The sequence below is a fragment of the Amycolatopsis sp. NPDC051371 genome, assembly GCF_040682155.1.
Lineage (GTDB): Bacteria > Actinomycetota > Actinomycetes > Mycobacteriales > Pseudonocardiaceae > Amycolatopsis.
This window is the reverse complement of sequence record NZ_JBFBAG010000009.1, coordinates 135178-156631: the sequence shown is the minus strand read 5'-3', so window position 1 is coordinate 156631 and position 21454 is coordinate 135178. Positions and strand designations below refer to the sequence as shown.

At 71.3% G+C, this 21454-nt stretch carries 27 protein-coding genes; 12 read left to right on the top strand and 15 right to left on the bottom strand.

Annotated features, from left to right (window positions below; all coding sequences use genetic code 11):
- Position 1 precedes the first annotated feature (1 nt).
- From AB0M59_RS14245 to AB0M59_RS14220, 6 genes are all read left to right on the top strand, one after another.
- Positions 2–781 (top strand): enoyl-CoA hydratase-related protein, encoded by a 780-nt coding sequence (locus AB0M59_RS14245; protein WP_364613978.1) that lies wholly within the window; start codon positions 2–4, stop codon positions 779–781.
- Between the two features lie 4 nt (positions 782–785).
- A complete protein-coding gene (locus AB0M59_RS14240) occupies positions 786–1751 on the top strand; it encodes a class I SAM-dependent methyltransferase (RefSeq protein WP_364613975.1) in 966 nt (321 codons plus the stop codon).
- A 1-nt stretch (position 1752) separates the two neighbouring features.
- The gene (locus AB0M59_RS14235) at positions 1753–2913 is read left to right on the top strand and encodes a class I SAM-dependent methyltransferase (protein ID WP_364613972.1); all 1161 of its coding nucleotides are present in this window, start codon (positions 1753–1755) and stop codon (positions 2911–2913) included.
- An 80-nt stretch (positions 2914–2993) separates the two neighbouring features.
- Positions 2994–3758 (top strand): HAD family acid phosphatase, encoded by a 765-nt coding sequence (locus AB0M59_RS14230; protein ID WP_364613969.1) that lies wholly within the window; start codon positions 2994–2996, stop codon positions 3756–3758.
- Positions 3759–3823: 65 nt separating this feature from the next.
- Positions 3824–4204 carry a DUF427 domain-containing protein gene (locus tag AB0M59_RS14225; RefSeq protein ID WP_364613967.1) on the top strand — a complete coding sequence of 127 codons (381 nt, stop codon included), beginning with the start codon at positions 3824–3826 and terminating at the stop codon, positions 4202–4204.
- A 1-nt stretch (position 4205) separates the two neighbouring features.
- On the top strand, positions 4206–5051 hold the full coding sequence (locus AB0M59_RS14220) for a LysR family transcriptional regulator (protein WP_364614220.1): 846 nt from the start codon (positions 4206–4208) through the stop codon (positions 5049–5051).
- Position 5052: 1 nt separating this feature from the next.
- Here AB0M59_RS14220 and AB0M59_RS14215 read toward each other — a convergent pair whose 3' ends face one another.
- On the bottom strand, positions 5053–6018 hold the full coding sequence (locus AB0M59_RS14215; protein WP_364613964.1) for a chitinase: 966 nt from the start codon (positions 6016–6018) through the stop codon (positions 5053–5055).
- Positions 6019–6164: 146 nt separating this feature from the next.
- Between AB0M59_RS14215 and AB0M59_RS14210 the strand changes: the two genes are divergently transcribed.
- Entirely contained in the window at positions 6165–6683 is a 519-nt protein-coding gene (locus tag AB0M59_RS14210) for a GNAT family N-acetyltransferase (RefSeq protein ID WP_364613961.1), read from the top strand.
- Positions 6684–7248: 565 nt separating this feature from the next.
- On the opposite strand, the gene AB0M59_RS14205 is transcribed toward AB0M59_RS14210, so the two are convergent.
- The 3 genes from AB0M59_RS14205 to AB0M59_RS14195 are packed head-to-tail and all read right to left on the bottom strand — an operon-like array spanning position 7249 to position 9750.
- On the bottom strand, positions 7249–8694 hold the full coding sequence (locus tag AB0M59_RS14205) for an FAD-dependent monooxygenase (RefSeq protein ID WP_364613958.1): 1446 nt from the start codon (positions 8692–8694) through the stop codon (positions 7249–7251).
- Positions 8695–8704: 10 nt separating this feature from the next.
- Complete coding sequence (locus AB0M59_RS14200; RefSeq protein WP_364613955.1) at positions 8705–9280, bottom strand: PadR family transcriptional regulator; 576 nt, start codon at positions 9278–9280, stop codon at positions 8705–8707.
- 41 nt (positions 9281–9321) lie between these two features.
- A complete protein-coding gene (locus tag AB0M59_RS14195) occupies positions 9322–9750 on the bottom strand; it encodes a MarR family transcriptional regulator (protein ID WP_364613953.1) in 429 nt (142 codons plus the stop codon).
- 55 nt (positions 9751–9805) lie between these two features.
- Between AB0M59_RS14195 and AB0M59_RS14190 the strand changes: the two genes are divergently transcribed.
- Positions 9806–10075 (top strand): antibiotic biosynthesis monooxygenase, encoded by a 270-nt coding sequence (locus tag AB0M59_RS14190; protein ID WP_364613950.1) that lies wholly within the window; start codon positions 9806–9808, stop codon positions 10073–10075.
- A gap of 61 nt (positions 10076–10136) precedes the next feature.
- Here AB0M59_RS14190 and AB0M59_RS14185 read toward each other — a convergent pair whose 3' ends face one another.
- The 4 genes from AB0M59_RS14185 to AB0M59_RS14170 form a co-directional block, all read right to left on the bottom strand.
- Positions 10137–10907 (bottom strand): maleylpyruvate isomerase family mycothiol-dependent enzyme, encoded by a 771-nt coding sequence (locus AB0M59_RS14185; RefSeq protein ID WP_364613947.1) that lies wholly within the window; start codon positions 10905–10907, stop codon positions 10137–10139.
- Between the two features lie 42 nt (positions 10908–10949).
- Positions 10950–12170: a sigma-70 family RNA polymerase sigma factor gene (locus tag AB0M59_RS14180; protein WP_364613944.1), complete on the bottom strand. Its 1221-nt coding sequence runs from the start codon at positions 12168–12170 to the stop codon at positions 10950–10952.
- Entirely contained in the window at positions 12170–12565 is a 396-nt protein-coding gene (locus AB0M59_RS14175; protein WP_364613941.1) for a YciI family protein, read from the bottom strand. Before AB0M59_RS14175 ends, AB0M59_RS14180 begins: the two co-directional genes overlap by 1 nt.
- A gap of 66 nt (positions 12566–12631) precedes the next feature.
- Positions 12632–13027, bottom strand: coding sequence for an MmcQ/YjbR family DNA-binding protein (locus AB0M59_RS14170; protein WP_364613938.1), 396 nt, complete (start codon positions 13025–13027; stop codon positions 12632–12634).
- 22 nt (positions 13028–13049) lie between these two features.
- On the opposite strand from AB0M59_RS14170, the gene AB0M59_RS14165 reads away from it, so the two are divergent.
- On the top strand, positions 13050–14201 hold the full coding sequence (locus tag AB0M59_RS14165; RefSeq protein WP_364613935.1) for an MFS transporter: 1152 nt from the start codon (positions 13050–13052) through the stop codon (positions 14199–14201).
- Here AB0M59_RS14165 and AB0M59_RS14160 read toward each other — a convergent pair.
- Positions 14191–14985, bottom strand: coding sequence for a helix-turn-helix transcriptional regulator (locus AB0M59_RS14160; protein WP_364613932.1), 795 nt, complete (start codon positions 14983–14985; stop codon positions 14191–14193). The two genes, AB0M59_RS14165 and AB0M59_RS14160, sit on opposite strands and share 11 nt — an antisense overlap.
- Before the next feature lie 78 nt (positions 14986–15063).
- Here AB0M59_RS14160 and AB0M59_RS14155 point away from each other — a divergent pair, with 78 nt between their 5' ends.
- The gene (locus tag AB0M59_RS14155) at positions 15064–15912 is read left to right on the top strand and encodes an NAD(P)H-binding protein (RefSeq protein WP_364613929.1); all 849 of its coding nucleotides are present in this window, start codon (positions 15064–15066) and stop codon (positions 15910–15912) included.
- A 1-nt stretch (position 15913) separates the two neighbouring features.
- On the opposite strand, the gene AB0M59_RS14150 is transcribed toward AB0M59_RS14155, so the two are convergent.
- A complete protein-coding gene (locus AB0M59_RS14150) occupies positions 15914–16543 on the bottom strand; it encodes a winged helix-turn-helix transcriptional regulator (RefSeq protein ID WP_364613926.1) in 630 nt (209 codons plus the stop codon).
- 60 nt (positions 16544–16603) lie between these two features.
- Here AB0M59_RS14150 and AB0M59_RS14145 point away from each other — a divergent pair, with 60 nt between their 5' ends.
- Positions 16604–16972 (top strand): VOC family protein, encoded by a 369-nt coding sequence (locus AB0M59_RS14145; protein WP_364613923.1) that lies wholly within the window; start codon positions 16604–16606, stop codon positions 16970–16972.
- Positions 16973–16979: 7 nt separating this feature from the next.
- Here the strand turns inward: AB0M59_RS14145 and AB0M59_RS14140 are convergent, their stop codons facing one another.
- Positions 16980–17519 carry a hypothetical protein gene (locus AB0M59_RS14140; protein WP_364613920.1) on the bottom strand — a complete coding sequence of 180 codons (540 nt, stop codon included), beginning with the start codon at positions 17517–17519 and terminating at the stop codon, positions 16980–16982.
- 69 nt (positions 17520–17588) lie between these two features.
- On the opposite strand from AB0M59_RS14140, the gene AB0M59_RS14135 reads away from it, so the two are divergent.
- Complete coding sequence (locus AB0M59_RS14135) at positions 17589–18410, top strand: hydrolase (protein WP_364613917.1); 822 nt, start codon at positions 17589–17591, stop codon at positions 18408–18410.
- Between the two features lie 439 nt (positions 18411–18849).
- Here the strand turns inward: AB0M59_RS14135 and AB0M59_RS14130 are convergent, their stop codons facing one another.
- The 4 genes from AB0M59_RS14130 to AB0M59_RS14115 all read right to left on the bottom strand — a co-directional run bounded on the left by AB0M59_RS14130 (position 18850) and on the right by AB0M59_RS14115 (position 21453).
- Entirely contained in the window at positions 18850–19995 is a 1146-nt protein-coding gene (locus tag AB0M59_RS14130; protein WP_364614217.1) for a DUF6596 domain-containing protein, read from the bottom strand.
- Between the two features lie 2 nt (positions 19996–19997).
- Complete coding sequence (locus tag AB0M59_RS14125; protein WP_364613914.1) at positions 19998–20447, bottom strand: VOC family protein; 450 nt, start codon at positions 20445–20447, stop codon at positions 19998–20000.
- 13 nt (positions 20448–20460) lie between these two features.
- On the bottom strand, positions 20461–20958 hold the full coding sequence (locus tag AB0M59_RS14120; RefSeq protein ID WP_364613911.1) for a pyridoxamine 5'-phosphate oxidase family protein: 498 nt from the start codon (positions 20956–20958) through the stop codon (positions 20461–20463).
- Between the two features lie 87 nt (positions 20959–21045).
- A complete protein-coding gene (locus AB0M59_RS14115; RefSeq protein WP_364613908.1) occupies positions 21046–21453 on the bottom strand; it encodes a YciI family protein in 408 nt (135 codons plus the stop codon).
- Position 21454: the final 1 nt, after the last annotated feature.

The window sequence follows — 21454 nt, the reverse complement described above, 5'->3', positions numbered from 1 at the left end:
CGTGGGAGAGTTCGTTTCGCTGGAGGTCAAGGACGGGGTCGGCACGATCCGGCTCGACCGGGCCCCGGTCAACGCCTTGAACGCCCAGGTCACCGCCGAACTCGCCGAGCTGGCGAAGGAGGTCTCCGAGCGTGACGACGTCCGCGCGGTGATCCTCTACGGCGGCGAGAAGACCTTCGCCGGTGGCGCGGACATCAAGGAGATGGCCACCCGCACCTACCCGGAGATCGCGAAGTTCGGCGCGACCCTCACCGGCACGCTGGCCGCCATCGCGAACATCCCGAAGCCGGTCGTCGCGGCCATCACCGGGTACGCCCTCGGCGGCGGCCTCGAGCTCGCGCTGACCGCGGACCGCCGGGTCGCCGGCGACAACGTCAAGGTCGGCCAGCCCGAGATCCAGCTCGGCGTCATCCCTGGCGCGGGCGGCACCCAGCGCCTCGCCCGGCTCATCGGCCCGAGCAAGACCAAGGACATCGTCTACACCGGACGGTTCGTCAAGGCCGAAGAGGCCTTGACGCTGGGCATCGTCGACGAGGTCGTCGCGCCCGACGACGTCTACGCGGCCGCGCACAAGTGGGCGGCCCAGTTCGCGAACGGTCCGGCTGTGGCGCTGCGCGCGGCCAAGGCGGCCATCGACGGCGGCCTCGACACCGACCTCGCGAACGGGCTCAAGCTCGAGTCGCACCTGTTCGCCGCGCTGTGGGCGACCGAAGACCAGAAGAACGGCATGAAGTCGTTCATCGAAAACGGGCCCGGCAAGGCCACTTTCGAAGGGAAATGACGTCTTGACCGACGTGAACGACCCGGTGCCGAACCCGCACGCCACCGCCGAAGAGGTCCAGGCGGCCTGGGCCGACCCCAAGCTGGCGAACGTGCTGTACCACGACTGGGAAGCCGGCACCTACGACGAGAAGTGGTCGATCTCGTACGACGAGCGCTGCATCTCCTACGCCACCGACGTGTTCAACGCCGTCGCGGGCGACGACGGCCAGCCCTACCAGCACGCGATGGAGCTGGGCAGCGGCACCGGGTTCTTCCTGCTGAACCTCATGCAGGGCGGCGTCGCCAAGAAGGGGTCGGTCACCGACCTCTCGCCCGGCATGGTCCAGGTCGCGCTGCGCAACGCCGAGAAGCTGGGCCTCGACGTCGACGGCCGGGTCGCCGACGCCGAACGCATCCCGTACGAGGACAACACGTTCGACCTCGTGGTCGGGCACGCGGTGCTGCACCACATCCCGGACGTCCAGGCGGCGTTCCGCGAGGTGCTGCGCGTGCTCAAGCCGGGCGGCCGGTTCGTCTTCGCCGGCGAGCCGACCAAGGTGGGCGACTTCTACGCCCGCAAGCTCGGCCAGTTCACCTGGTTCCTGACGACGCGCGTGACGAAGCTGCCCGCGCTGAGCGGCTGGCGCCGTCCGCAGGAAGAGCTCGACGAGTCGTCCCGCGCCGCCGCGCTGGAAGCCGTGGTCGACATCCACACCTTCGACCCGTCGGAGCTGGAGTCGTGGGCCCGCGGGGCCGGCGCGCAGGACGTCCACGCGGTCACCGAGGAGTTCGCCGCGGCGCTCGCGGGCTGGCCGATCCGGACCTTCGAGGCCGCGGTGCCGCAGGAGAAGCTGACCGTCCGCTGGCGGCTGTTCGCCTACAAGCTGTGGCTGCGGCTGTCCGCTGTGGACAAGAAGGTCCTCGCGAAGATCCTGCCGCGCGAGCTGTTCTACAACGTGATGATCACCGGGACCAAGCGGCCGTCCTGAATTGGGATATTCCTTCAGCCTCGGCGACGTCGCCTTCCTGCGCTCCGGCGCGGGGACGGCGGCGCTCGCCGAGGTTTCTTTGTTGCCGCTGGCCGATCACATCGCGTCCGTGGCCGCTGTTCGCCGTCTGATCGGCGAGGAACACGCGGCGGCCGTCTTGGAGACCGTGCTGCTGCGCCGGAAATCCGTGGGCAAACTGTCTGTCGAGGACTGGCTGTTCACGGCGGACGCGCTCCAGCAGGCCAGTGCCACGCCCGTCGCCCGGCACCGGGCTCAGCGGCTGGCCGGTCTCGACGTCCACGACGTCACGTGTTCCGTGGGTGCGGACCTCGTCGAAATCGCGCGGGTTGCACGGCGTGCGCTCGGGTCCGATCTGGACCCGGTGCGGCTGGAAATGGCCCGGCACAACGGAACCACCGCGGGTGTCGCTTTCGGGCTCGTCCGCGCCGACGCGCTGCGCCCGGTCAGCCGCGCCGGCGTCGTCGTCGCGGATCCGGCTCGACGTGATTCAGCCGGGCGGCGGGCGTGGAAACCGGCGGACTTCGCGCCGCCGTTGGACGGTCTGGTCGAGGCGTACCCAGGACGAGCGCTGTCCGTGAAGTGCGCGCCCGGCCTCGACTTCGCGCTCACGCCGTGGGCCGACGAGGTCGAGCTGGTGTCGCTGGACGGCCAGGTCCGCGAGTCCTGTCTCTGGCGGGGGCTGGGCACCGGCGTCACGCGGCGGGCGACCGTGCTGCGCTCGGACGGGACACAGTGGACGGTCACCGACGCCGAACCGGACGAACTGCCCACCCGTGAGCCGGGGGAGTGGATCGTCGACCCGGACGGCGCCGTCGTCCGCGCCGGGCTGGTCCGGCACTACGCGGCCCGCCACGGTTTGTGGCAGCTCGACGAACGCATCGCGTACCTGACCGGCGACACTCCGCCGTCGGGGGTGCGCGCCTTCCGCGTCCTGGAGCACGGGCCGTACAGCGAAAAGTCCTTGAAAGCCGTCCTCAAGCGACACGACGTCGGGCGGCTGGAGATCCTCGTGCGCGGCCTGGACGTCGACCCGGATGCGTTGCGGCGGCGGCTGAAGCCCCGTGGTGGCGCGGAAGCTTCGGTGGTGCTGACCCGGATCGGGCGGTCGCCGGTGGCGTTCCTGTGCCGCGCCGAAAGGTGAACGGAAACTTTCGAGGGTGGAACTCCGGGTGAACGTGACGTAGGTTCCCCGGGTCGTCAAGTTTGCACTGGAGGGTCGCCGTGTCCGGAAAATGGTCAGGTCTCGTCAAGCTCGCCGCCGCCGCGGCCATCGGTGCCACCGTCGCCTCGGGGGCCACCGCGCTGGCCGGCTCGGACGACGCGACCGCCGCCCGCTCGAAGGAGCCGGCCAACATCGGCCAGGTCAAGCTCGACGTCAAGGCCTACTACGGCGACTACCTCGACGCCGCCGGCAAGCACCACTACTCCGACACCAGCCGGTTCGTGAAGGACACCAACCGTGTCGTCACCGACGCGAAGCGCTACCTGCAGCAGCAGCTCGGCCGCGTGAAGAACCCGGCGATCGTGCTGGACGTCGACGACACCGCCGAGATCACCTACGGCTGGGAGGCCGACAACGACTTCGGCTTCGACCCGGTCAAGCAGCAGCAGGCCATCGACAACGGCACGTTCGTCTCGAACAAGCCGGTGCTGGAGCTGGCCAACTGGGCCGTGCAGCACGGCGTCAAGCTGTACTTCCTGACCGGCCGCAACGAGCTGCAGGGCCCGCAGTCGCTGAAGAACCTGGCCAACGAGGGTTACCCGGCCCCGGCCGGCGCGTTCTTCAAGCCGAAGGTGACCGCGCCGGACTACCTGCCGTGCGGGCTGACGTGCACCACCGTCCAGTACAAGTCGGGCACGCGGGCGCACATCGAGGCGACCGGCGCGCACATCGTCCTCAACGTCGGTGACCAGTTCAGCGACCTCGAGGGCGGCTACGCGCTGCACCCGACCAAGTTGCCGAACCCGATGTACTACCTGCCCTGATCCTCCGGAATAACCGCCGGGTCCCGGGTGCTGCTCCCAGTACACGACTTTTTCGAGGAGCTGACATGCCGGAGAAGAAGGTGCTGGTCCCGGGCCCGGACCACCCGATCACCGTCGAGCCGACCAAGGCGCGCGTGGTGGTCAAGGCGGGCGGGCGCGTGGTGGCCGACAGCCGCAACGCGCTGACGCTGCAGGAATCGAACTACCCGGCGGCGCAGTACATCCCGCGGGCGGACGTCGACTTCAGCGTGCTGGAGCGGACTGACCACGAGACGTACTGTCCCTACAAGGGCGACAGCAGCTACTACAGCCTGAACGTCGGTGACGTGAAGGCGGAAAACGCGATCTGGACGTACGAGAAGCCGTACGACGCCGTCGCGTCGATCAAGGACCACGTCGCGTTCTACCCGAACGTCGTGGACTCCATCGAGCTGATCGAGGACTGAGCTGGACCTCGATCTGCTGCGCACGTTCCTGGCCGTTCACCGGGCGGGTTCGCTGACCGGTGCGGCACCGTCGCTGGGCTTGTCCCAGCCGACGGTGACCGCGCAGGTCAGAGCCCTCGAAGAACAGCTCGGACGGCAGCTGTTCGTCCGGCGTGCCCGCGGCGTCACCCCGACCCCGGCGGCCGACGAACTGGCCGCCCGGATCGCCCCGCACGTCGACGCGCTTTCGTCGTTGACCGTTGGCGAGATCGACCCCTTCGCCGAGCCGGTGCACCTGGCCGGCCCCACTGAGCTGACCACCATGCGCGTGCTGCCCGCGTTGGCGGGCCTGGTCGCTGACGGGCTGAAGCTGAGGGTGACGTTCGGCCTGGCCGACGACCTGCTGGCGGGCCTCGCGCAGCGCCGGTTCGACCTGGTGGTCTCCACGATCCGGCCACGCGGCCGCGGTCTCACGGCAACGCCGCTGACCGACGAGGAGTTCGTCTTGGTCGGCCCACGCGGCTTCGACGGCGACCCGCGGACGGCGCCGCTGGTGGCTTACGCCGAGGACCTGCCGATCATCCGCCGCTACTGGCGTTCGGTGCTGGGTGTGCGGCCGCCGTCCGGGCCCTCTGTCGTCGTTCCGGACCTGCGCGGCGTCCTGACGTGCGTGCTGGCCGGGTTCGGCGTCAGTGTCTTGCCACGGTATCTGTGTGCCGCCGAGCTGGCTTCCGGCTCGCTGATCGCTCTGCTCGACCCCGAGGAACCGCCGATCAACACGCTCTTCGCGGTCACTCGTGCGGAACCCTGCCGGGCGGGGCCCGCGGCGGTGCGGGACGCACTGCTCGCGGACGCCGCCCGGTGGTGACTCAGCCGGTGTAGCCCGCGAAGATCTTGGCGAAATCGTACTTCGACTGCGGCACGTTGGTGCACTTGTAGAGCGCGCCGGTGCACGCGTTGGCGTCGCGGCCGGCTTCCCAGAACGACAGCATCCCCAGGTGGACGGTCTTCGCGAAGGCCACCAGCGCCTTCGCGTCCTTCTGGTAGAAGATCTCGTTCTGCGAGTCGTTGACGCCGATCATCGGGGTCACGCCGATCTTCTTCCACGCCGCCGCGTCGCTCAGCCCGTACAGCGACTTGAGCTGCGCCTGCGTGGCCTTGGCCGCGGAAATCGCTTTCGCGCCCTGGTCGCCGGCGCCCTGGTAGTAGTCCATCGCCATGATGTTGACCATGTCGAGGTTGACCCCGGCGTCCTTGGCCGCCTTGACGACGTTGAGCCCGTTCGCGTCGAGGCCGTTCGGCAGCACCGGCAGCGTCAGCGAGATCTTCAGGCCCGGGTTGTTGTTCTGGAGGGTCTTGAGGGCTTGAGAGCGGCGAGCGATCGAGGCCGGATCCGCGACGGCCGCGCCCTCGATGTCGAAGTCGGCGTACTTCAGGCCGTACGCCTTGACGACGGCGTCGTACTCGGCCGCGACCTGCGCGGACGTGCTGCACGCCTGGGCCAGCTCGATGCCGGACGCGCCGCCGAAGGAGATCTTGACGTCGCCACCGCCGTTGCGGATCTTGGTGATCTCGTCCTTTTGCCAGGCCGTGCGCGGGTCGTAGGCGCCGAACCAGCTGGCCTTGCAGCCGTAGGAGTTGACGAAGGCGAGCGTGAAGCCCTTGACGCCGCTCGCGGCGGACATCGCCGAAAGGCTGGGCGTGGGCCAAGCACCCATGTCGACGTAGGGCCCGACGGGGATCGGCGACCCGGCGGCGGCTTCGGCGGGAGCGCCGAGCCCGGTGCTCACGAGCGCGAGGCCGGCCAGCCCGGCCAGCAGGGAACGGAGACGCATGGTGGAACCTCCACGACGACGAGCGCGGCGGCGGGGATTTCCGGACCTAATTGGTATAGACCATTAATGTGGTCCGGACCATAGGCTGATCGGGCTACCCTGGTGACCCGCGGTAGTCGGCGGCCGGGCCGCCTAGACTTCCGCTGGTGCTGATCACCACGGAACGGCTCGCGCTGCACGAGTGGGCCGAGGAGTACTTCGACGGGTTGTTCGCGCTGGCGCAGATCCCGGAGACGGTCCGGTACGTCGGAACCGGCGAGCCGTGGACCCCCGAGTACACGCTCGCCAAGCACCAAGCGACGCTCGCCCACTGGGCCACGCACGGCTTCGGCTGGTTCGCGGTATCGGCGGCGCCGGGTTCGTTCGACGGCGTGGTGTCCTTGGTCCACCGCGGCCCCATGGAGTCCGGCTTGGGGTTGCCGGCGGTGGAGATGGGCTGGTGGATAGCGCCTTCCGGCTGGGGCCGTGGCTACGCGACCGAGGCGACGACTGCGGTCCGTGATTTTGTGTTTTCGTCCGGTTTCGCGGATCGTCTGATGGCGGTGTACGAGCCGGCGAACAAGGCGTCGGCGCGGGTGGTGGAGAAGCTGGGATTCACGCCGCACAGCCGCTTCACGCTGGACGGAAGGGGCGAGCAGCGGGCGGTCCTGGACCGCCCGCGCTGACCTTTCCACAGCCTGGCCCCGGCTGTGGACAACCCGGTTGCCTGCTGAGCGATCCGGCGGTTTTGTCCTACCTCGCCGATAGACTGGACTCGGGGACGCCCCCCAAGGGAAGGGCGGGGGCCGCGCTTCCGCCGGTCGGCTGGCCGTCGAGGCCTTCAGGCTGCAGGCCGGAACGGCGACGGTGCGCCAAAGCCGATTATGGTGCGCTCGACGCACCAAAATCGGCATTGGACTCTCGTGGACTTGCGCCGACCTCCGGTCATGGCAGAGCTGTTCTGTCAGAGCGAGATTGCCGGACCTCTGAGGGGAAGGGCGGGGTTGTCGCGTCACCGATCCGGCGCTGCACCGCCTCCGCCAGGCTGGATGGTCTGCGAATTCACCGAGGCATGGGAAGGACACGTCCGGCGTTTGTGCATCAGTTCGCCGTCGCGAGCGCTGAGCCGGGCGGCGAGTTCACGATCCGCCCTCGTCGGCGGATCGTGAACTCGTTGCGGTGCCGGACAAGGGTGACGCCAAGCCGGTCCTCAACGGGACGTGCGGCACCAGCGAGCCTGCGTCCGGAGGGTCACGCGCACCGCACCGGGACCGGAACATCGCCGATCCAGCGGTGCACCGCCTCCGCCAGCCCCTCGTCGCCCGACCCCGGCGTGCCGACCCAAGCCACGTGCCCGTCCGGCCGCAGCAGCACCGCGTCGATGTCCGAAGTGGACGGACTCGTCGCCGCGACCACCTCGACCGCCCGCGACCAAGTGGCGAACGACCCCGTCAGATCCAGCAACACCGGCCGCCCCGAGTGCAGCAATGCGGCCAAGTGCGTCTCGGCTGAAGACACCACCAGCGGCACGTCCGGCGCGAGCCGCCCCAGCCACGGGTGGCCGCCCGGCTCGTAACACGCGTCCAGCCCCGTGATGATCTCCGCCAGCGCCCGGTTCCCCGCCGGGTGCGCCGCGACCCGCCGCATCAGGTCGGCGAGCGGCTCGTCGGGGGCCTCGCCCAGCGCCACCTGAGCCTGCGTGTTCGCCAGGATTCGCGAGCCCGCCGCGTGCCGCTCGGCGTGGTACGTATCCAAAAGTCCCTCCGGGGCGGTTCCGTGCACCGTCGCCGCGAGCTTCCAGCCGAGGTTGAACGCGTCGTCCAGAGCCACGTTCACCCCGATGGCCCCCGCCGGCGGGTGGATGTGCGCCGCGTCGCCCGCCAGCAGCACCCGGCCTTCGCGGTAGTGCGTGGCCAAGCGCGCCGCGTCGCCGAACCGGGTCAGCCAGCGGGGTTCGCGCAGCTCGACGTGCCGGCCGAGTACCGCGTCCACCTGTGCCTGCAGCCGTTCGAGCGTCACGGGCGCGTACTTGTCGGCCGGCGGATCGTCCTCGCGCACGATGATCCGGACGTACCCCGGCCGCGGGATGACGAACACCGTGCGGCCGTCCGGCCCGGCCGAAACCCCGTACGGCAGCTCGCATTCGACGTCGCCGAGCAGCGCGTACCAGCGCGCGTCGACGCCCGGGAAGCCGATCCGGGCCTGCTTGCGCACCGTGCTGCGCCCGCCGTCGCACCCCACCAGGAAGCGCGCGGAGATCGTGCGGCCAAATTGTCCATTGTGGACGAGTGAGGAAACGCTTTCCGGGGACTGCGTGAACGACCGCAGCTCGTGGCCGCGCAGGATTTCGACGCCGAGGTCGGCGGCCCATCCTTCGAGGACCTCCTCGACGCGGGTCTGCGGAATCCCCAGCGAGAACGGGTGGTCGGTCGCGGCGTCCGTGAGCGGCAGGGGTGCGAGCAGGCCGGTGACCGGCGCGTGCGGCACCTGGTGGCCTTCGGCGACCAAACCCTCGGCCAGCCCGCGGCGGGCCAGCAGATCCAGCGAGCGCGAATTGAGGTTGAAGCCGCGGCAGTACGGCGGCCGCGACGGATGGCGTTCGACGATCGTGGTGCGCACGCCCGCCAGTGCGAGCTCTGCGGCCAGAAGCAAGCCGGCCGGGCCGGCGCCGGCGACGAGGACATCGGTTTCGAGCACGAGTTTCCCCTCAGAAGTGGTCGGGCCAGGGCAGCGAGCCGGCGCGGATTTCGGCGGCGGTGGCGCGGGCCCAGTCGAGCTCGGCCTGCCACGCGTGCCGCACGAACTCGACCTCGATCATGAACAGCCGCGGCGCCCCCTTGCCGACGGTTTCGTCGAGGGCGGTGTTCGCGCCGTCGATGCGGTCGGCGAGGTGCCGGGCGCGTTCCTCCAGTGCGTCGGCCGCGCGTTCCGGGCCGAGCGCGCCGAGGTAGCTCACCGCCGCGACGAACTTCGGGTACTCCGCGACCGGCTCGCGGACCAGTTCGTCGAGCCAGGCGATGAACTCCTGGCGGCCGAGTTCGGTGTGCGCGTAGACGGTCCGCTCCGGCCGGTTGCCCTCCCGGACCGTCTCGACGGGCTCGATCCAGCGGTGCTTCGCCAGCGACTCCACGGTGTCGTAGAGCGAGCCGGGATTGATCTTGAAGCTGCTGTCCTTGAAACGCTCGCGCAGCGTTGACGCCATTTCGTACGGGTGCATCGGGCGTTCCAGCAGCAGCCCGAGCAGGGCGAGCGCGAGGGTGTTGCGGATCTTGCGAGGTGGCACTAGTCGCTCCCTATTGGTCGGAACCGACTATACGACCTCCGTCAAGTCAGGTTGCCGACGCAGGTGTGCAGGAGGTCCGCCAGGTAGCGGCGCTGGTCGGCTGACAAGTCGCCGAGCATCTCTTCCTCGACCTGCGTGACCAGGCTTTCGGCGGCGCGCAGCTTCGCACGGCCGGACGTCGTCAGGGCCACCGGGCGCGCGCGGCCGGTGCTCGCCTGCTCGGCCACGGTGACCAGTTCCGCCGACCGCAGCCCGCCCAGGACGTCCCGCAGCGACTGCCGGGTGACGAACGTGATCCGCGCGAGTTCGGCCGACGACGCGCCGGGGTGGTCGTCGAGCGCGCGCAGCACGGCGTACTGCGACATCGACAGCTCCAGTGGTCGCAGACGGTCGGTGCAAGCCTGGTTCAACGCCTGCTGGGCGCGTTTGAGCAGGTAGCCGGGCCGATCGCCGGTCGGGGCTTGACTCATGACAGGAACCTTACACATACTGACGATGTAAGGATCCTGACATCGAGGAGGACTCATGCCGACCACGACCATCGACGCGAACGCGACCGTGGCCACCCTGATCAACGTCTTCACCGTCGAGCCCGCGCGGCAGCGCGAGCTGGTCGACCTGCTGGTCGCGGCGACCGAAGAGGTGATGCGGCACCGGCCGGGCTTCGTCGCGGCCAACATCCACGCCGGCGCCGAGGGCACTCGCGTCGTCAACTACGCCCAGTGGGAGAGCGCGGACGCGTTCCGCGCGATGCTCACCGACCCGCGTGCCAGGAGCACATGCAGGCCGCGCTGAAGCTCGCGACGGCCGACCCGCAGCTCTACACCGTCGAGTCGGTGCACCACAGCTGAGCACCTCAGAACTTCGTGTTGTCCCGCCAATGCCGGAACAGTCCGGCGTCGCCCGAAATCGTCAACCGCGGGTCGTCCGCGGCGATGCGCCCGGTCAGGGCCAGCAGCAGGTCGACGGCGCGACCCTCGACGACGACATCGGCTTCGGCAGCGTCGAGACTCACCTCCACGCCCGACGGCGTCCGCCGCGCCAGCCAGCCGACGTCCGGTTCGGTGGACCGGAACAGCAGGGTCTCGCCGCTGCCCCGCAACGCCGTCCGGTCCATCGCCGGGTGCTCCAGCCGCGAGAAGACGGACACCAGGTCGAGGCCTTCGGAGATCCCGTCCGCGGCCAGGTCGCCGTCGACCTCGTACGGCGCGCCGGTCGCGAGCGCCGCGTCCGCGCGGTGGACGACGGTCTCGTGGGTCAGCCGGCGCGTCCAGAACCCGGCGCGGCGATCGGGGGTCCAGGTCGACGTCGGCGTCTCGGGGCCGACGTCTGCCACAGCTTCGACGAGCTGCTCCGCGCCCTCGACGAGCCAGTCGCCGAGAGCGCCGAAGCCGGGCGGGTCGTCGACGGTGACCGCGTCGAACGGCACGTATCCGGTGGGCCGGCTCGCGATGATCGCGGCGGACTTGTGGTAGGCCAGCCCGACGTGGCAGGTCAGGTCGCGCAGGGTCCATTCGGGACACGTCGGGACGCGCACGTCCGGGCTCGCGCCCGCGATCGCCATCCCGAACAGCTCCGCCTCGGCGACGAGCGCCTCGGCCAGCCGGTCGTGGCTCAAGGATTTCACCCGGCCACCGTAGTGGGAATCACGACGGCCAGGGGAGTCTTTTCAGCCGCCCCGGAGGACCTGGCCCGACTCCCGCAGCCGCGCGGCGCGCGTCAGGAGATACCGCTGTTCCGGGGTGTTCGTGGTCCGCGCGGCCGCGGCGTCGTAGTACCGGACTGCGCCGGCGACGTCCCCGGCCAGCTCCAGCAGGTGCGCGCGGACGGCGTCGGGCCGGTGCCCGCCCAGCTCGAGGGTCTCGAGCAGCGCGAGCCCGGCGGCGGGCCCGTGCACCATCGCCGTCGCGATCGCGCGGTTGAGGGTCACCACCGGGTTGTCCGTCAGCCGCTCCAGCAGCCGGTAGGTCCGCAGGATCCGATCCCAGTCGGTGTCTTCGACGCGCGGCGCGATGTCGTGCGCGGCGGCGATGGCGGCCTGCAGGCGGTACTCGCCCGCGTCGCCGAGGGCGAGCGCCTCGGTGACCAGTGCGACGCCCTCCCGGATCTGCCCGCGGTTCCACTTCGCCCGATCCTGCTCGGCCAGCGGCACCAGCTCGCCGGACGGCCCGGTCCGGGCCGGGCGCCGCGCGTCCGTGAGCAGCATCAGCGCCAGGAGGCCGGTGACCTCGCCGTCGGCCGGCAGCATCCCGTGCAGCAGCCGAGTCAGCCGGATCGCCTCGCCGGAGAGCTCGGTGCGGTGCAGGCGGCCGCCTTCGCTGCTCGTGTAGCCCTCGTTGAACACGAGGTAGAGCACGTGCAGCACGGACCGCAGACGGGCTTCGCGCTCTTCGGCCGCGGGCAGCCGGAACGGCACGTCCGACGCCTTGATCCGCGCCTTCGCCCGGCTGATCCGCTGCGCCATGGTCGCTTCCGGGACCAGGAACGCCCCGGCGATCTCGGCCGTGGTCAGGCCGCCGACCGCCCGCAGCGTCAGCGCGATCGCCGACGCCGGTGTCAGCGCCGGGTGGCAGCACAGGAACAGCAGGACGAGGGTGTCGTCGGTGTCCGGGACATCCGGCGGCGGGGGTTGGAGCGCCGCCGCGTCCTCCCGGCGGCGACGCGCCTGGTCGCTGCGGCGCTGGTCGGTCAGCCGGTTGACGGCGACCTGCAGCAGCCACCCGCGCGGGTTGTCCGGCAGCCCGCCGGACGGCCAGTGCCGCGCGGCCGCGAGCAGCGCCTCCTGCACGGCGTCCTCCGCGGCGCCGAAGTCGCGGAACCGCCGCGCGACGACGCCGAGGACCTGCGGCGCGAGCGCGCGCAGCAGGTCCTCGACCCCAACGCCGGCCATCAGGCGGGCGCGCTCATCACCTGGCGGACCTCGATCGGCTGCCCGATCGGCACGCCACCCGGCCCGGGCGCGGCCGACGCCTGCGCCGCGATCTCCAGCGCGCGCTCCTCACTGTCGACGTCGACGACCCAGTAGCCGGCCAGCAGCTCCTTGCCCTCCGGGTACGGCCCATCGGTGACCACAGGAGTGGTCCGGCCGTCGGAGACCACCGTCTTCGCCAGGTCGGGCCCGGCCAGGCCTTGGGCGTCGACGAGCTCGCCCTTGTCGCGCAGCTCGGCGTCGAGCGCGTGCTGGAAGTCGATGTGCGCGCGGAGGTCCTCCGGCGGCCATTCGCCCATCGGCAGGTCGCACGCGGTGCCCCCGCTGTAGCTCATCAGCAGCATGTACTTCGCCATGATCGGCTCCTTATCCGCGCCCCGGCGGCGCGTTCACGGGAAAGGACGGAGTCCGGCCCGCGGTCTCTACATGGTTCGCCGATTTTCCAGCCACGTTTTCGCCAGCCGCTTCGGCGCCCGGCACAACCAGGCCTCGACCAGCACTTCTTCCAGCGTCGGCAGGTCGATCCGGTCGAGCTCGACGAGGATCGCGGGGAAGCCGCGGAAGTGCGGGGTCGTGAAGAAGACGGCCGGGTCGTCGGCGATCAGCGCGTCCTTGACCCCGACGTCCGGCACATAGGCGCAGAGCACCGGCCCGGCGGGCGCCCGCGCGCCGAGCGCCTCGACGTCGCCCTTGCGCAGCGGGCGCTCCCAGGCGAAGCCCTTCTTACCGATTTGCCAGGCCAGATGCCCGCGGGAGCTGTCCTCGGTGACCTCGGGCAGCCCGCGCGCGATCCGGCCGGCGTCGTCCCAGCCGGCCACGGAGATCAGGATAATCGCCGAAGTGACCGGCGAACTGAAACGCGCGCGCCTGGGAGTTTCCGTCGTCTTCGCCGTGTGCGGCGCGGCGTTCGCGACCTGGCTGGCGCGAGTGCCGGCGGTGCAGGATCAGCTCGGGCTGACTACCGGCCAGTTGGCGATCGGGCTGTTCGGCCTCGCCCTCGGGTCGGTGGTCGCGCTGGTGGGGGCGGGGGCGCTGCTCACCCGGATCGGCAGCCGCGCGGCCGTGGTCCTCGGCGCGGTCGTGCTGTGCGCGGGACTGCCGCTGGTGGCGTTCGCGTGGTCCGCGCCGGTGTTCGTCGTGGCGCTCGTCGTGCTCGGCGTGGGCAACAGCCTGCTCGACGTCGCGATGAACGCGCACGCGGCCCGCGTCGAGGAGGGCTACGGGCGCCCGATCTTCGCCGGCTTCCACGCGTTCTGGAACATCGGCGGACTCGCCGGTTCCGGCGTCGACGCGCTGATGGAGGCCCTCCATGTCCCGGTTTCGGTGCACTTCCCGATCGCGGGCGCGGTGCTGCTCGCGCTGGCGCTGTGGGGCCGGGCGCTTTTCTTGACCGGTGCCGACCGGGGCCAGGGTGACGCGGCGTTCGCGTGGCCGAGCCGGGCGCTGGTGCCGCTGGGCGTGATCGCGTTCTGCGGGTTCGTCGCCGAGGGCGCGGTCAACAGCTGGAGCGCGGTGTACCTCGCGGACGTCACCGGCGCGACGCCCGCGCTCGCGTCACTGGGCTACTTCGCGTTCTCCGGGACGATGATCGCGGTCCGCCTGGTCGCCGACCGGGTGGTGGCGCGCACGGGCGCGGTGCGGTTCGTCCGCGTGGCGACCACGGTCGCGGTGCTGGGCTTCGCCGTGGTCCTTGTCGCGCCATGGCCGGTCGCGGTGGTGTTCGGTTTCGCGGTGGTCGGCCTGGGTGTGGCCGGGATCGTGCCGATCGCGTGGAGCGTGGCCAGCCGCAAGCAGGCGGACGCGCCGGGTCGCGCGGTGGCCGCCGTCGCCGCGTGCGGGTACCTGGGGTTCTTGGTCGAGCCGGTGCTGGTGGGAGCGCTGGCCACACGGATCGGCCTGCACTGGGCGTTGTCGTCGGCGGTCGTGGTGACGTTCGGGATCTTGTTCCTCGCGCCGTCGCTGCGGGTGCGCGAGGCGGCGCTCACGCGGTGAGGAGCCGCTTCAGTCCTTCGGCGGACGGCGTGCCCGGCGCCGCCGTGTAGACGAGGAGCCGGTGCTCGTGGCCGGGGACGGCGAGGATCTCGCAGTCGAGTTCCAGCGGGCCCGCGACCGGGTGGACGGTCCGCTTGGTCAGCGTCCGCTGCACGACGACCTCCTGCTCAGCCCACAACCGGGCGAACTCGGGGCTTTCTTCGAGGAGGTCGTCGACGAGTGAACGAACGGCGGGATCCGCCGGGTACCGCCCGCTCGCCCGCAGGTCCGCGACACACATCCGGGCCAGGTCCAGGCGGTTGCCGGTGATCGTGTCGCCGATGTCGAACAGGCGCCGCAAGCGATTGCGGCGCCGGGGCGGCCACGCGGCCGGGTCGCCGATCAGCGCGACCAGCATCCGGTTCCAGGCCACCAGGTCGTAGCGCGCGTCGAGCACCATCGCCGGCACGTCGCCGAGGCGGTCGAGCAGCCGCAGGACGTTCCCGGGTACCGGCCGTGGCGAGGGCACCAGGGCCGGTCGCGCCAGCCCTCGCAGGTACGCCTGTTCGTCGCCGGTCAGGCGCAGCGCGCGGCCGAGCGCGGTGAGGACCTGGTCCGACGGCCGCGGTCCGCGGCCCTGTTCGAGCCGCAGGTAGTAGTCGACGGAGATCCCGGCCAGCAGCGCCACCTCCGTGCGCCGCAGCCCCGGCGTCTGCCGCCGGCCGCCGGGCACGAGGCCGACGTCGGCGGGCTGCAGCCGGGCTCGCCGGCTGCGCAGGAACCCGCTCAGCTCCACCCTGTCCACGCTTCCATCATCTCCCCGCGCCGGGGTGGTACCGCCAGTGCCTACCCCATTCCGTCCACCCGGGACGAACCTTCGGACATGACGATTCTGGTGACCGGCGCCCGCGGGAACGTCGCCCGCGCGCTGGTGGGACAACTGCTCGAAGACGGACACGAGGTGCGCGCGGCCAGCCGTGACCCGAGCCGGGCCCGGCTGCCCGCCGGGGTCGAGGTGGTCGCCGCCGACCTGGCGCGGCCCGAGAGCTGGGACGCGGCCCTGGACGGCGTCACGAAGGCGTTCCTCTACGCGGGCACGACCGGGCTCGCCGGGTTCCTCTCCCGGGCGGGCGGCCTGACGCAGGTCGTGCTGCTGTCCGCCCTGGGCGCGGATCCCGCGTCGGAGGACGCCATCACCCGCGCCCACGGCGAAGCCGAGCAGGCCGTGCGCGACGCGGGGATCCCGTGGACGTTCCTGCGCCCTGGCGGTTTCGCGGCCAACCGGCTGATGTGGGCGGATTCGGTCCGCGACGGCGTCGTGCGCGACCCGTTCCCGAACTCCCACGCGGCGTTGGTCCACGAAGCCGACATCGCCGCCGTCGCCGCGTGTGCCTTGACGTCCTCCGGTCACCTCGGTGCGGCGTACGCACTGACCGGGCCCGAATCGCTCACGGTGCGGAACCAGGTCTCGGTACTCGGCCGGGTGGCCGGACGTCCGGTCCGCCTCGAGACCCAGGACCTCGGCGACTACCGCCGTGAGCTCACCGCGGCGTTCGAGGCGCGCGGGCTCGGCCGCGTCGGTTCGGCGGAGGTGATCGAAGCCCGGATCCGGCGGCTGGCCGCCCTGGTGGACCGGCCGCAAGCGACGACGGAGACGGTCCTGGCGGTCACCGGCCGTCCGGCGCGAAGCTTCGCGGAGTGGGCCGACGACCATGCCGGGGACTTCGCCTGAGTCAGCCTTCGTGTTCCCTCAGGAGCCGACGGACGGCCTTCCGGTCGCCTTCGACCGTCACCCGGCCGTCTCCGATCGCCGCGTCCAGGTCCGACGGCTTCTCGAGCAGGGAGTTCAACGTCGGCGGGTCGGTCCGGATCGTCGCGTCCGGGGTGACGGGCTCGCCGGGCTCGACCGTCAGCCGGCCCGGCTCGGTGCGGACCGTCCACACGCGGCTGTCCAGTTCGACGCGGTAGCAGGCCGTCGTGCGCGGGCGAGCGGAGCCGCGGAGGAAGAGCAGCATCGACGTCGCGCCGAGCGTCGCCGGCCGGGGGAGCGGGACGCGGGCGGCCCACGTGCCCAGCGCCAGCACGATCGGCTCCAGCTCGCGCCCCCATTCGGTCAGTTCGTAGACGGTCGACGCCGCCGGGGGCGGCAGCTTCCGGCGGGTCACCACGCCGTGGCCCTCGAGCTCGCGGAGCCGGTCGGTGACCAGGTTCGAGCTGGCGCCCGGCAGCGCGCGGCGGACGTCGGAGAACCGCTGCGGCCCGAGCAGCAGCTCGCGCACGACGAGCAGCGCCCAGCGTTCGCCGACGACGTCCAGCGCGCGGGCGGTGGCGCAGGCGTCTCCGTAGCTCCGGCTCGTCGGCATGGTGCCAATCTACAACTCTGAGGTTGTTTTTAACAACTAGAGGAGCGTACCGTCGCGGCCATGGGCAATCCGGTCGTGCACTTCGAGATCATCGGCACCGACCCCGCTGGGCTGCGCGGGTACTACGGCGAGCTGTTCGGCTGGGAGTTCGACACGTCGGGGCCCGTGTCGGACCAGGTGTCGGAAGCGGGCAACTACGGCTTCGTCGAAACGGACGGCATCCCGGGCGGCGTCGGCGGCGGCGCGGGACACGAGAGTCACGTGGTGTTCTACGTGGGCGTCCCGGACGTCGCGGCGGCGCTGGCGGCGGCCGAACGTCTCGGCGGAACGCGCCGGATGGGCCCGGACCGCGCGCCGGGGCGGGACCTGGTGGTCGCCCACTTCGCCGACCCCGAGGGCAACCTGATCGGGCTCGCCGGCCCCGCGTGACGAGGGTTCAGCTCTCCGGCACAGTGCCCTGCACGTCGGCGCGGCAAGCCTCGAGAAACCGGTCGCCGGCTTCGCTGATCGCGGTCAGGACCTGGTTGAGACTGGCCCGCCGCACCGCCGGTTCCCCGGCGTCCAGCTCGGCGAGGATGTCGTTCACTCCGTTGCGGGCGGCTTTCCACAGTTCCTTGCCACGCCGGCGTGGTTCTTCGGTGCCGAACAGAGCCACCTGGTTGTGCGCCTTGCGCAGCTCGTTGCGCCGTTCGCGCCACCGGGTCTCGACTTCGCCGCGGTTCTCCGGTCGCAGCGTGGCGAACTCCGACCGGATCAGCTGGAAGGCCTCTTCGCCCGCGTTCGACATGCCCGCGTAGGCCTTGACCCGTTCGTCACGCAGCCAGTTGGCGTGCTCGGCCGCGCGCTTCTGCGCCTCGGCGTGCCGGGTCGCCTTCAGCTTGCGGCCCTCCACGAGCGTCGTGGTCAGCAGCGTGAGCACGACGCCGCCGAGCGTCGCGCCCACGGTGATCAGCTGCGTGGTCGTCCCCGAGTCCATGGCGGAATTGTCCCAGGGCTCGCGGAGCAAGGTTGACCTCGACCTTGCTGGAGCTTCAAGACTGGCGTCATGACGATCTGGATCTGCGGAACCTGCGGGGTCGAACACCCCGACACCGACCGGCCACCGGCCGGCACCTGCGCCATCTGCGCCGACGACCGCCAGTGGGTGCCCGCCACCGGTCAGGTGTGGACGACGCTCGACAAGCTCTCGGCCGGCGGCCACGAAGTCGTGCACGAGGAGCTGGAACCGGGGCTGCACCGGTTCAACCGCGAACCGCCGTTCGGCATCGGCCAGTGGACGCACCTGGTCCGGACCGCCGAGGGCAACCTGCTGTGGGACCCGCCGAACCACCTGGACGAGGCGCTCGCCACCAGGATCGAGGAGCTCGGCGGCGCCGCGGTGATCGTGGCCAGCCACCCGCACATGTACGGCTCCCAGGTCAGCTGGAGCCACCGGCTCGGCCGCGTCCCGGTGCTGGTGCACGCCGCAGACAGGCAGTGGGTGCGGCGCGAGGACGCGGTGATCCGGGAGTGGTCCGGCACCGAGCGGGTCCTGCCCGGCGTGACGCTCGTCGAGGCGGGCGGGCACTTCCCGGGCGCCGCGGTGGCCCACGTCGAGAACGAGACCGGGGGCGTCCTGCTGGTCGGCGACACGATGGTGCCGGTCGCGGCCACGGGCTGGGTGACGTTCATGCGCAGCTACCCCAACAAGATCCCGCTGTCGGCAGGCCTGGTGCGACGGATCGTGGACCGGCTCGAGCCGTACGAGTTCGACCGCCTCTACGGTCTCCTGGGCGGCAAGGTCCTGGGCGACGCCAAGGGCGCGGTCCGCCGGTCGGCCGAGCGCTACATCGGGTGGGTCAGCGGGGCGAACGACCACCTCGGCTGAGGAGGTGGCCGGCGGCGAACTTTCGGCGACGCGACTCAGAGCGGACGACGCCGGCGTCGTCGAGCGCGACTCTTCACGACGCGGGCATCTCTCTCGCTCACGCTGGCGGCGGCGGTCGAGCCGACCGCGGCTCTTCACCATGCGGGGCGTCTCCTCACCCACGCTGGCGGCGGTCGAACCGACCGCGATTCTTCGCCATGCGGGGCGTCCTCACTCGCGCTGGCGGCGGTCGAGCCGAGCGCGACTCTTCACGACGCGGGCGTTTCCCTCATTCACGCTGGCGGCGGTCGAACCGACCGCGACTCTGCACCACGCGGCTGTCTCCCCAACCACGCTGGCGGCGGTCGAGTCGACCGCGGCTCGTCATCATGCGGGGCGTCTCCTCACCCATGCTGGCGGCGGTCGAGCCGACCGCGACTCCCCACCACGCTGGCATCCCTCACCCACGCCGGCGGGTGTTGAGCCGGGCGGCCTGGCGAGTCAGGTGAGTGCGCTCCGCGAGATTGGGCGCCTTTTCGGCCGCTTCGGCGTACAGCCGCGCGGCCGTCTCCAGGTCGCCGTCGCGCTCGTGGAGGTACGCCGCCACCGCCGCGTGCCGGGGCAGCGCGTCGTCCACTTCCGCGAGGGCCACCAGCCCGGCACGCGGTCCGTCGGCCTCGCCCACCGCCACCGCGCGGTTGAGCCGGACGACCGGGCTGTCGGTCAGGCGCGCGAGCTCGTCGTACCACTCGACGATCTGCACCCAGTCGGTCTCCTCGGCGGCCGGCGCGTCGGCGTGCAGGGCCGCGATGGCGGCCTGGGCCTGGAACTCGCCCAGCCGGTCGCGGGCGAGCGCCGTCTGCAGGATCCCGACGCCCTCGGCGATCGCCGAGGTGTCCCACCGGCCGCGGTCCTGCTCGGCGAGCGGCACCAGGCTGCCGTCGGCCGCGATCCGCCCGGCGCGCCGGGCGTGGTGGAGCAGCATGAGCGCCAGTAGCCCGGCGACCTCGGGGTGGTCGATCGCGGCCGCGAGCTGCCGGGTGAGCCGGATGGCCTCGGCGGCCAGGTCGACATCGCCGGAGTAGCCCTCGTTGAAGACCAGGTAGAGGACGCGCAGCACGGTCGCGACGTCACCGGGCTGGTCGAACCGCACCTGCCCGACCGTGCGCTTGGCCCGGCTGATGCGCTGCGCCATGGTCGCTTCGGGGACCAGGTACGCCTGCGCGATCTGCCGGGTGGTCAAGCCGCCGACGGCCCGCAAGGTGAGCGCGACCGCCGACGGCGGCGTCAGCGACGGGTGCGCGCACAGAAAGTAGAGCTGGAGCGTGTCGTCCGCGGTGGCCGCCGGCCCGGGCGCCGGCTCGACGTCGACGAGGTCCTCACGCCGCCGGCGGGAGGTGTCCGACCTCGTCGCGTCGAGGAACTTGCGCCAGGCGACCGTGACCAGCCAGCCCTTCGGGTCGCGCGGCGGTTCGGCCGGCCACACGCGCAAGGCCTCGACCAGCGCTTCCTGCACGGCGTCCTCCGCCGACGCGAAATCGGCACCACGTCGGACGATGATCCCGAGGACGTTCGGCGTCAGGCTCCGGAGCAGGACCTCGTCCACTTTCACCCGATCTTTTCGGCCAGCTCGACGATGATCCCCGCGGGGCCGCGCAGGTAACAGAGCCGGTAGCTGTCCTCGTACTGCGCCACCTCCCCGACGAGCTCGGCGCCGTGCGGCTTCAGCCGGCCGAGGACGTCGTCGATGTCCGCCACCTCGAACAGGATGTGCCGGAGGCCGGGCGTGTTCGCCGGCGCGGCCGGGTCGCCCGCCGGACCCACGGGCGTCCGGTACCGGATCAGTTCGAGGCATCCGTGGCCGTCCGGGGTTCGCATCATCGCGATGTCCGAGCGGACACCCTCGAGCCCGGTGATGAGGTCCACGACGCGGCCCTCGACCGTCATCTCGCCCTCCGACTCGAGCCCGAGCTCGGTGAAGAACGCCTTGGCGGCCGCGAGGTCGTCGACGACGATGCCGACGTGCTCGAGCCGCGCCAGCACACGACTGTCACCCATGAAGATCTCCTTCTCAAGCCTGCTGACGTTCCTTCTGCCGTTGCATGAGCTCTTCGACGGCACTGGGCAGGGTGGTCTCGAAGTCGATCAGCTTCACCCAGGTCGGCGTGACCACGATCCGGACCATGCCGTCGTAGAGCGACCGCACGCCCGCCTCCCACTCCACGCGCTGCTCGGGCGTCATCTCGTAGGTGCCGTTGAACTGCAGGTACTCGTCCGGGATGCCGTCGACGACGTCCAGCTCGACCGTGCCGCGGATCAGCAGGATCTTCGGCGGGTGCACCTCGGTGTCGATCGTCAGGGCGACCGCCGGGTTCCGGCGCAGCGCCGGCAGCTTCGGCGCGTTCGTCGACGTGCACAGGACGAGCTGCGAGCCGTTCCAGGTGAACCCGATCGGGATCGAGCGGGGTGTGCCGTCGAGGGCGGTGTAGGCCAGCCTGGTCAGATCACGCGCCAGGAGCTCCTGGCTGAGCGGGCGGTTCAGGACTTCGTCGATGGCGCTCTGGTGCATGGCGGTCTCCTCATCGGATCGGCGGTGTCTTCGCGCCGGGGACGGAGCCGCGGGCGTCGTCTCGACACGGCCGAAGTGTGACGTGTGTCACTCCGTGATAGTGGGAGTCGAGCCGTAGAAGGGACGCAGCTCGAGCCATTCCGCGACCGGCTTCCCGCCCGCTCCCGGAGCGGCCGACAGTTCCGCGGCCAGCTCGAGGGCGCGCTCGTAGCTGTCGACGTCGATGATCGTCCAGCCGGCGATCAGGTCCTTGGTCTCGGCGAACGGGCCGTCGGTGACCGGCGGGCGCCCCTCGCCGTCGAACCGGACCCAGGTTCCCCCGGAGGCGAGCGCCCGGTGCTCGACGAACTCGCCGGTCTCCTCGAGCCGTGTCCCGAAGTCCTCCATGTACTTCACGTGCGCCGAGATCTCCTCCGGCGTCCACTGGTCCATGGGCACGTCGTTGCCGGAAGCCGGGGCGCCGCGGTAGTGCTTGAGCAGCAGGTACTTGGCCATC

What these genes read in the sequence shown, in the direction of transcription:
- AB0M59_RS14225 (WP_364613967.1), top strand. Translation starts at nt 3,824, where the DNA reads ATGCCGGAGAAGAAGGTGCTGGTCCCGGGCCCGGACCACCCGATCACC.
- AB0M59_RS14215 (WP_364613964.1), bottom strand. Translation starts at nt 6,018, where the DNA reads ATGCGTCTCCGTTCCCTGCTGGCCGGGCTGGCCGGCCTCGCGCTCGTG.
- AB0M59_RS14195 (WP_364613953.1), bottom strand. Translation starts at nt 9,750, where the DNA reads ATGAGTCAAGCCCCGACCGGCGATCGGCCCGGCTACCTGCTCAAACGC.
- AB0M59_RS14190 (WP_364613950.1), top strand. Translation starts at nt 9,806, where the DNA reads ATGCCGACCACGACCATCGACGCGAACGCGACCGTGGCCACCCTGATC.
- AB0M59_RS14180 (WP_364613944.1), bottom strand. Translation starts at nt 12,170, where the DNA reads ATGGCCGGCGTTGGGGTCGAGGACCTGCTGCGCGCGCTCGCGCCGCAG.
- AB0M59_RS14175 (WP_364613941.1), bottom strand. Translation starts at nt 12,565, where the DNA reads ATGGCGAAGTACATGCTGCTGATGAGCTACAGCGGGGGCACCGCGTGC.
- AB0M59_RS14155 (WP_364613929.1), top strand. Translation starts at nt 15,064, where the DNA reads ATGACGATTCTGGTGACCGGCGCCCGCGGGAACGTCGCCCGCGCGCTG.
- AB0M59_RS14150 (WP_364613926.1), bottom strand. Translation starts at nt 16,543, where the DNA reads ATGCCGACGAGCCGGAGCTACGGAGACGCCTGCGCCACCGCCCGCGCG.
- AB0M59_RS14145 (WP_364613923.1), top strand. Translation starts at nt 16,604, where the DNA reads ATGGGCAATCCGGTCGTGCACTTCGAGATCATCGGCACCGACCCCGCT.
- AB0M59_RS14140 (WP_364613920.1), bottom strand. Translation starts at nt 17,519, where the DNA reads ATGGACTCGGGGACGACCACGCAGCTGATCACCGTGGGCGCGACGCTC.
- AB0M59_RS14135 (WP_364613917.1), top strand. Translation starts at nt 17,589, where the DNA reads ATGACGATCTGGATCTGCGGAACCTGCGGGGTCGAACACCCCGACACC.
- AB0M59_RS14125 (WP_364613914.1), bottom strand. Translation starts at nt 20,447, where the DNA reads ATGGGTGACAGTCGTGTGCTGGCGCGGCTCGAGCACGTCGGCATCGTC.
- AB0M59_RS14120 (WP_364613911.1), bottom strand. Translation starts at nt 20,958, where the DNA reads ATGCACCAGAGCGCCATCGACGAAGTCCTGAACCGCCCGCTCAGCCAG.
- AB0M59_RS14115 (WP_364613908.1), bottom strand. Translation starts at nt 21,453, where the DNA reads ATGGCCAAGTACCTGCTGCTCAAGCACTACCGCGGCGCCCCGGCTTCC.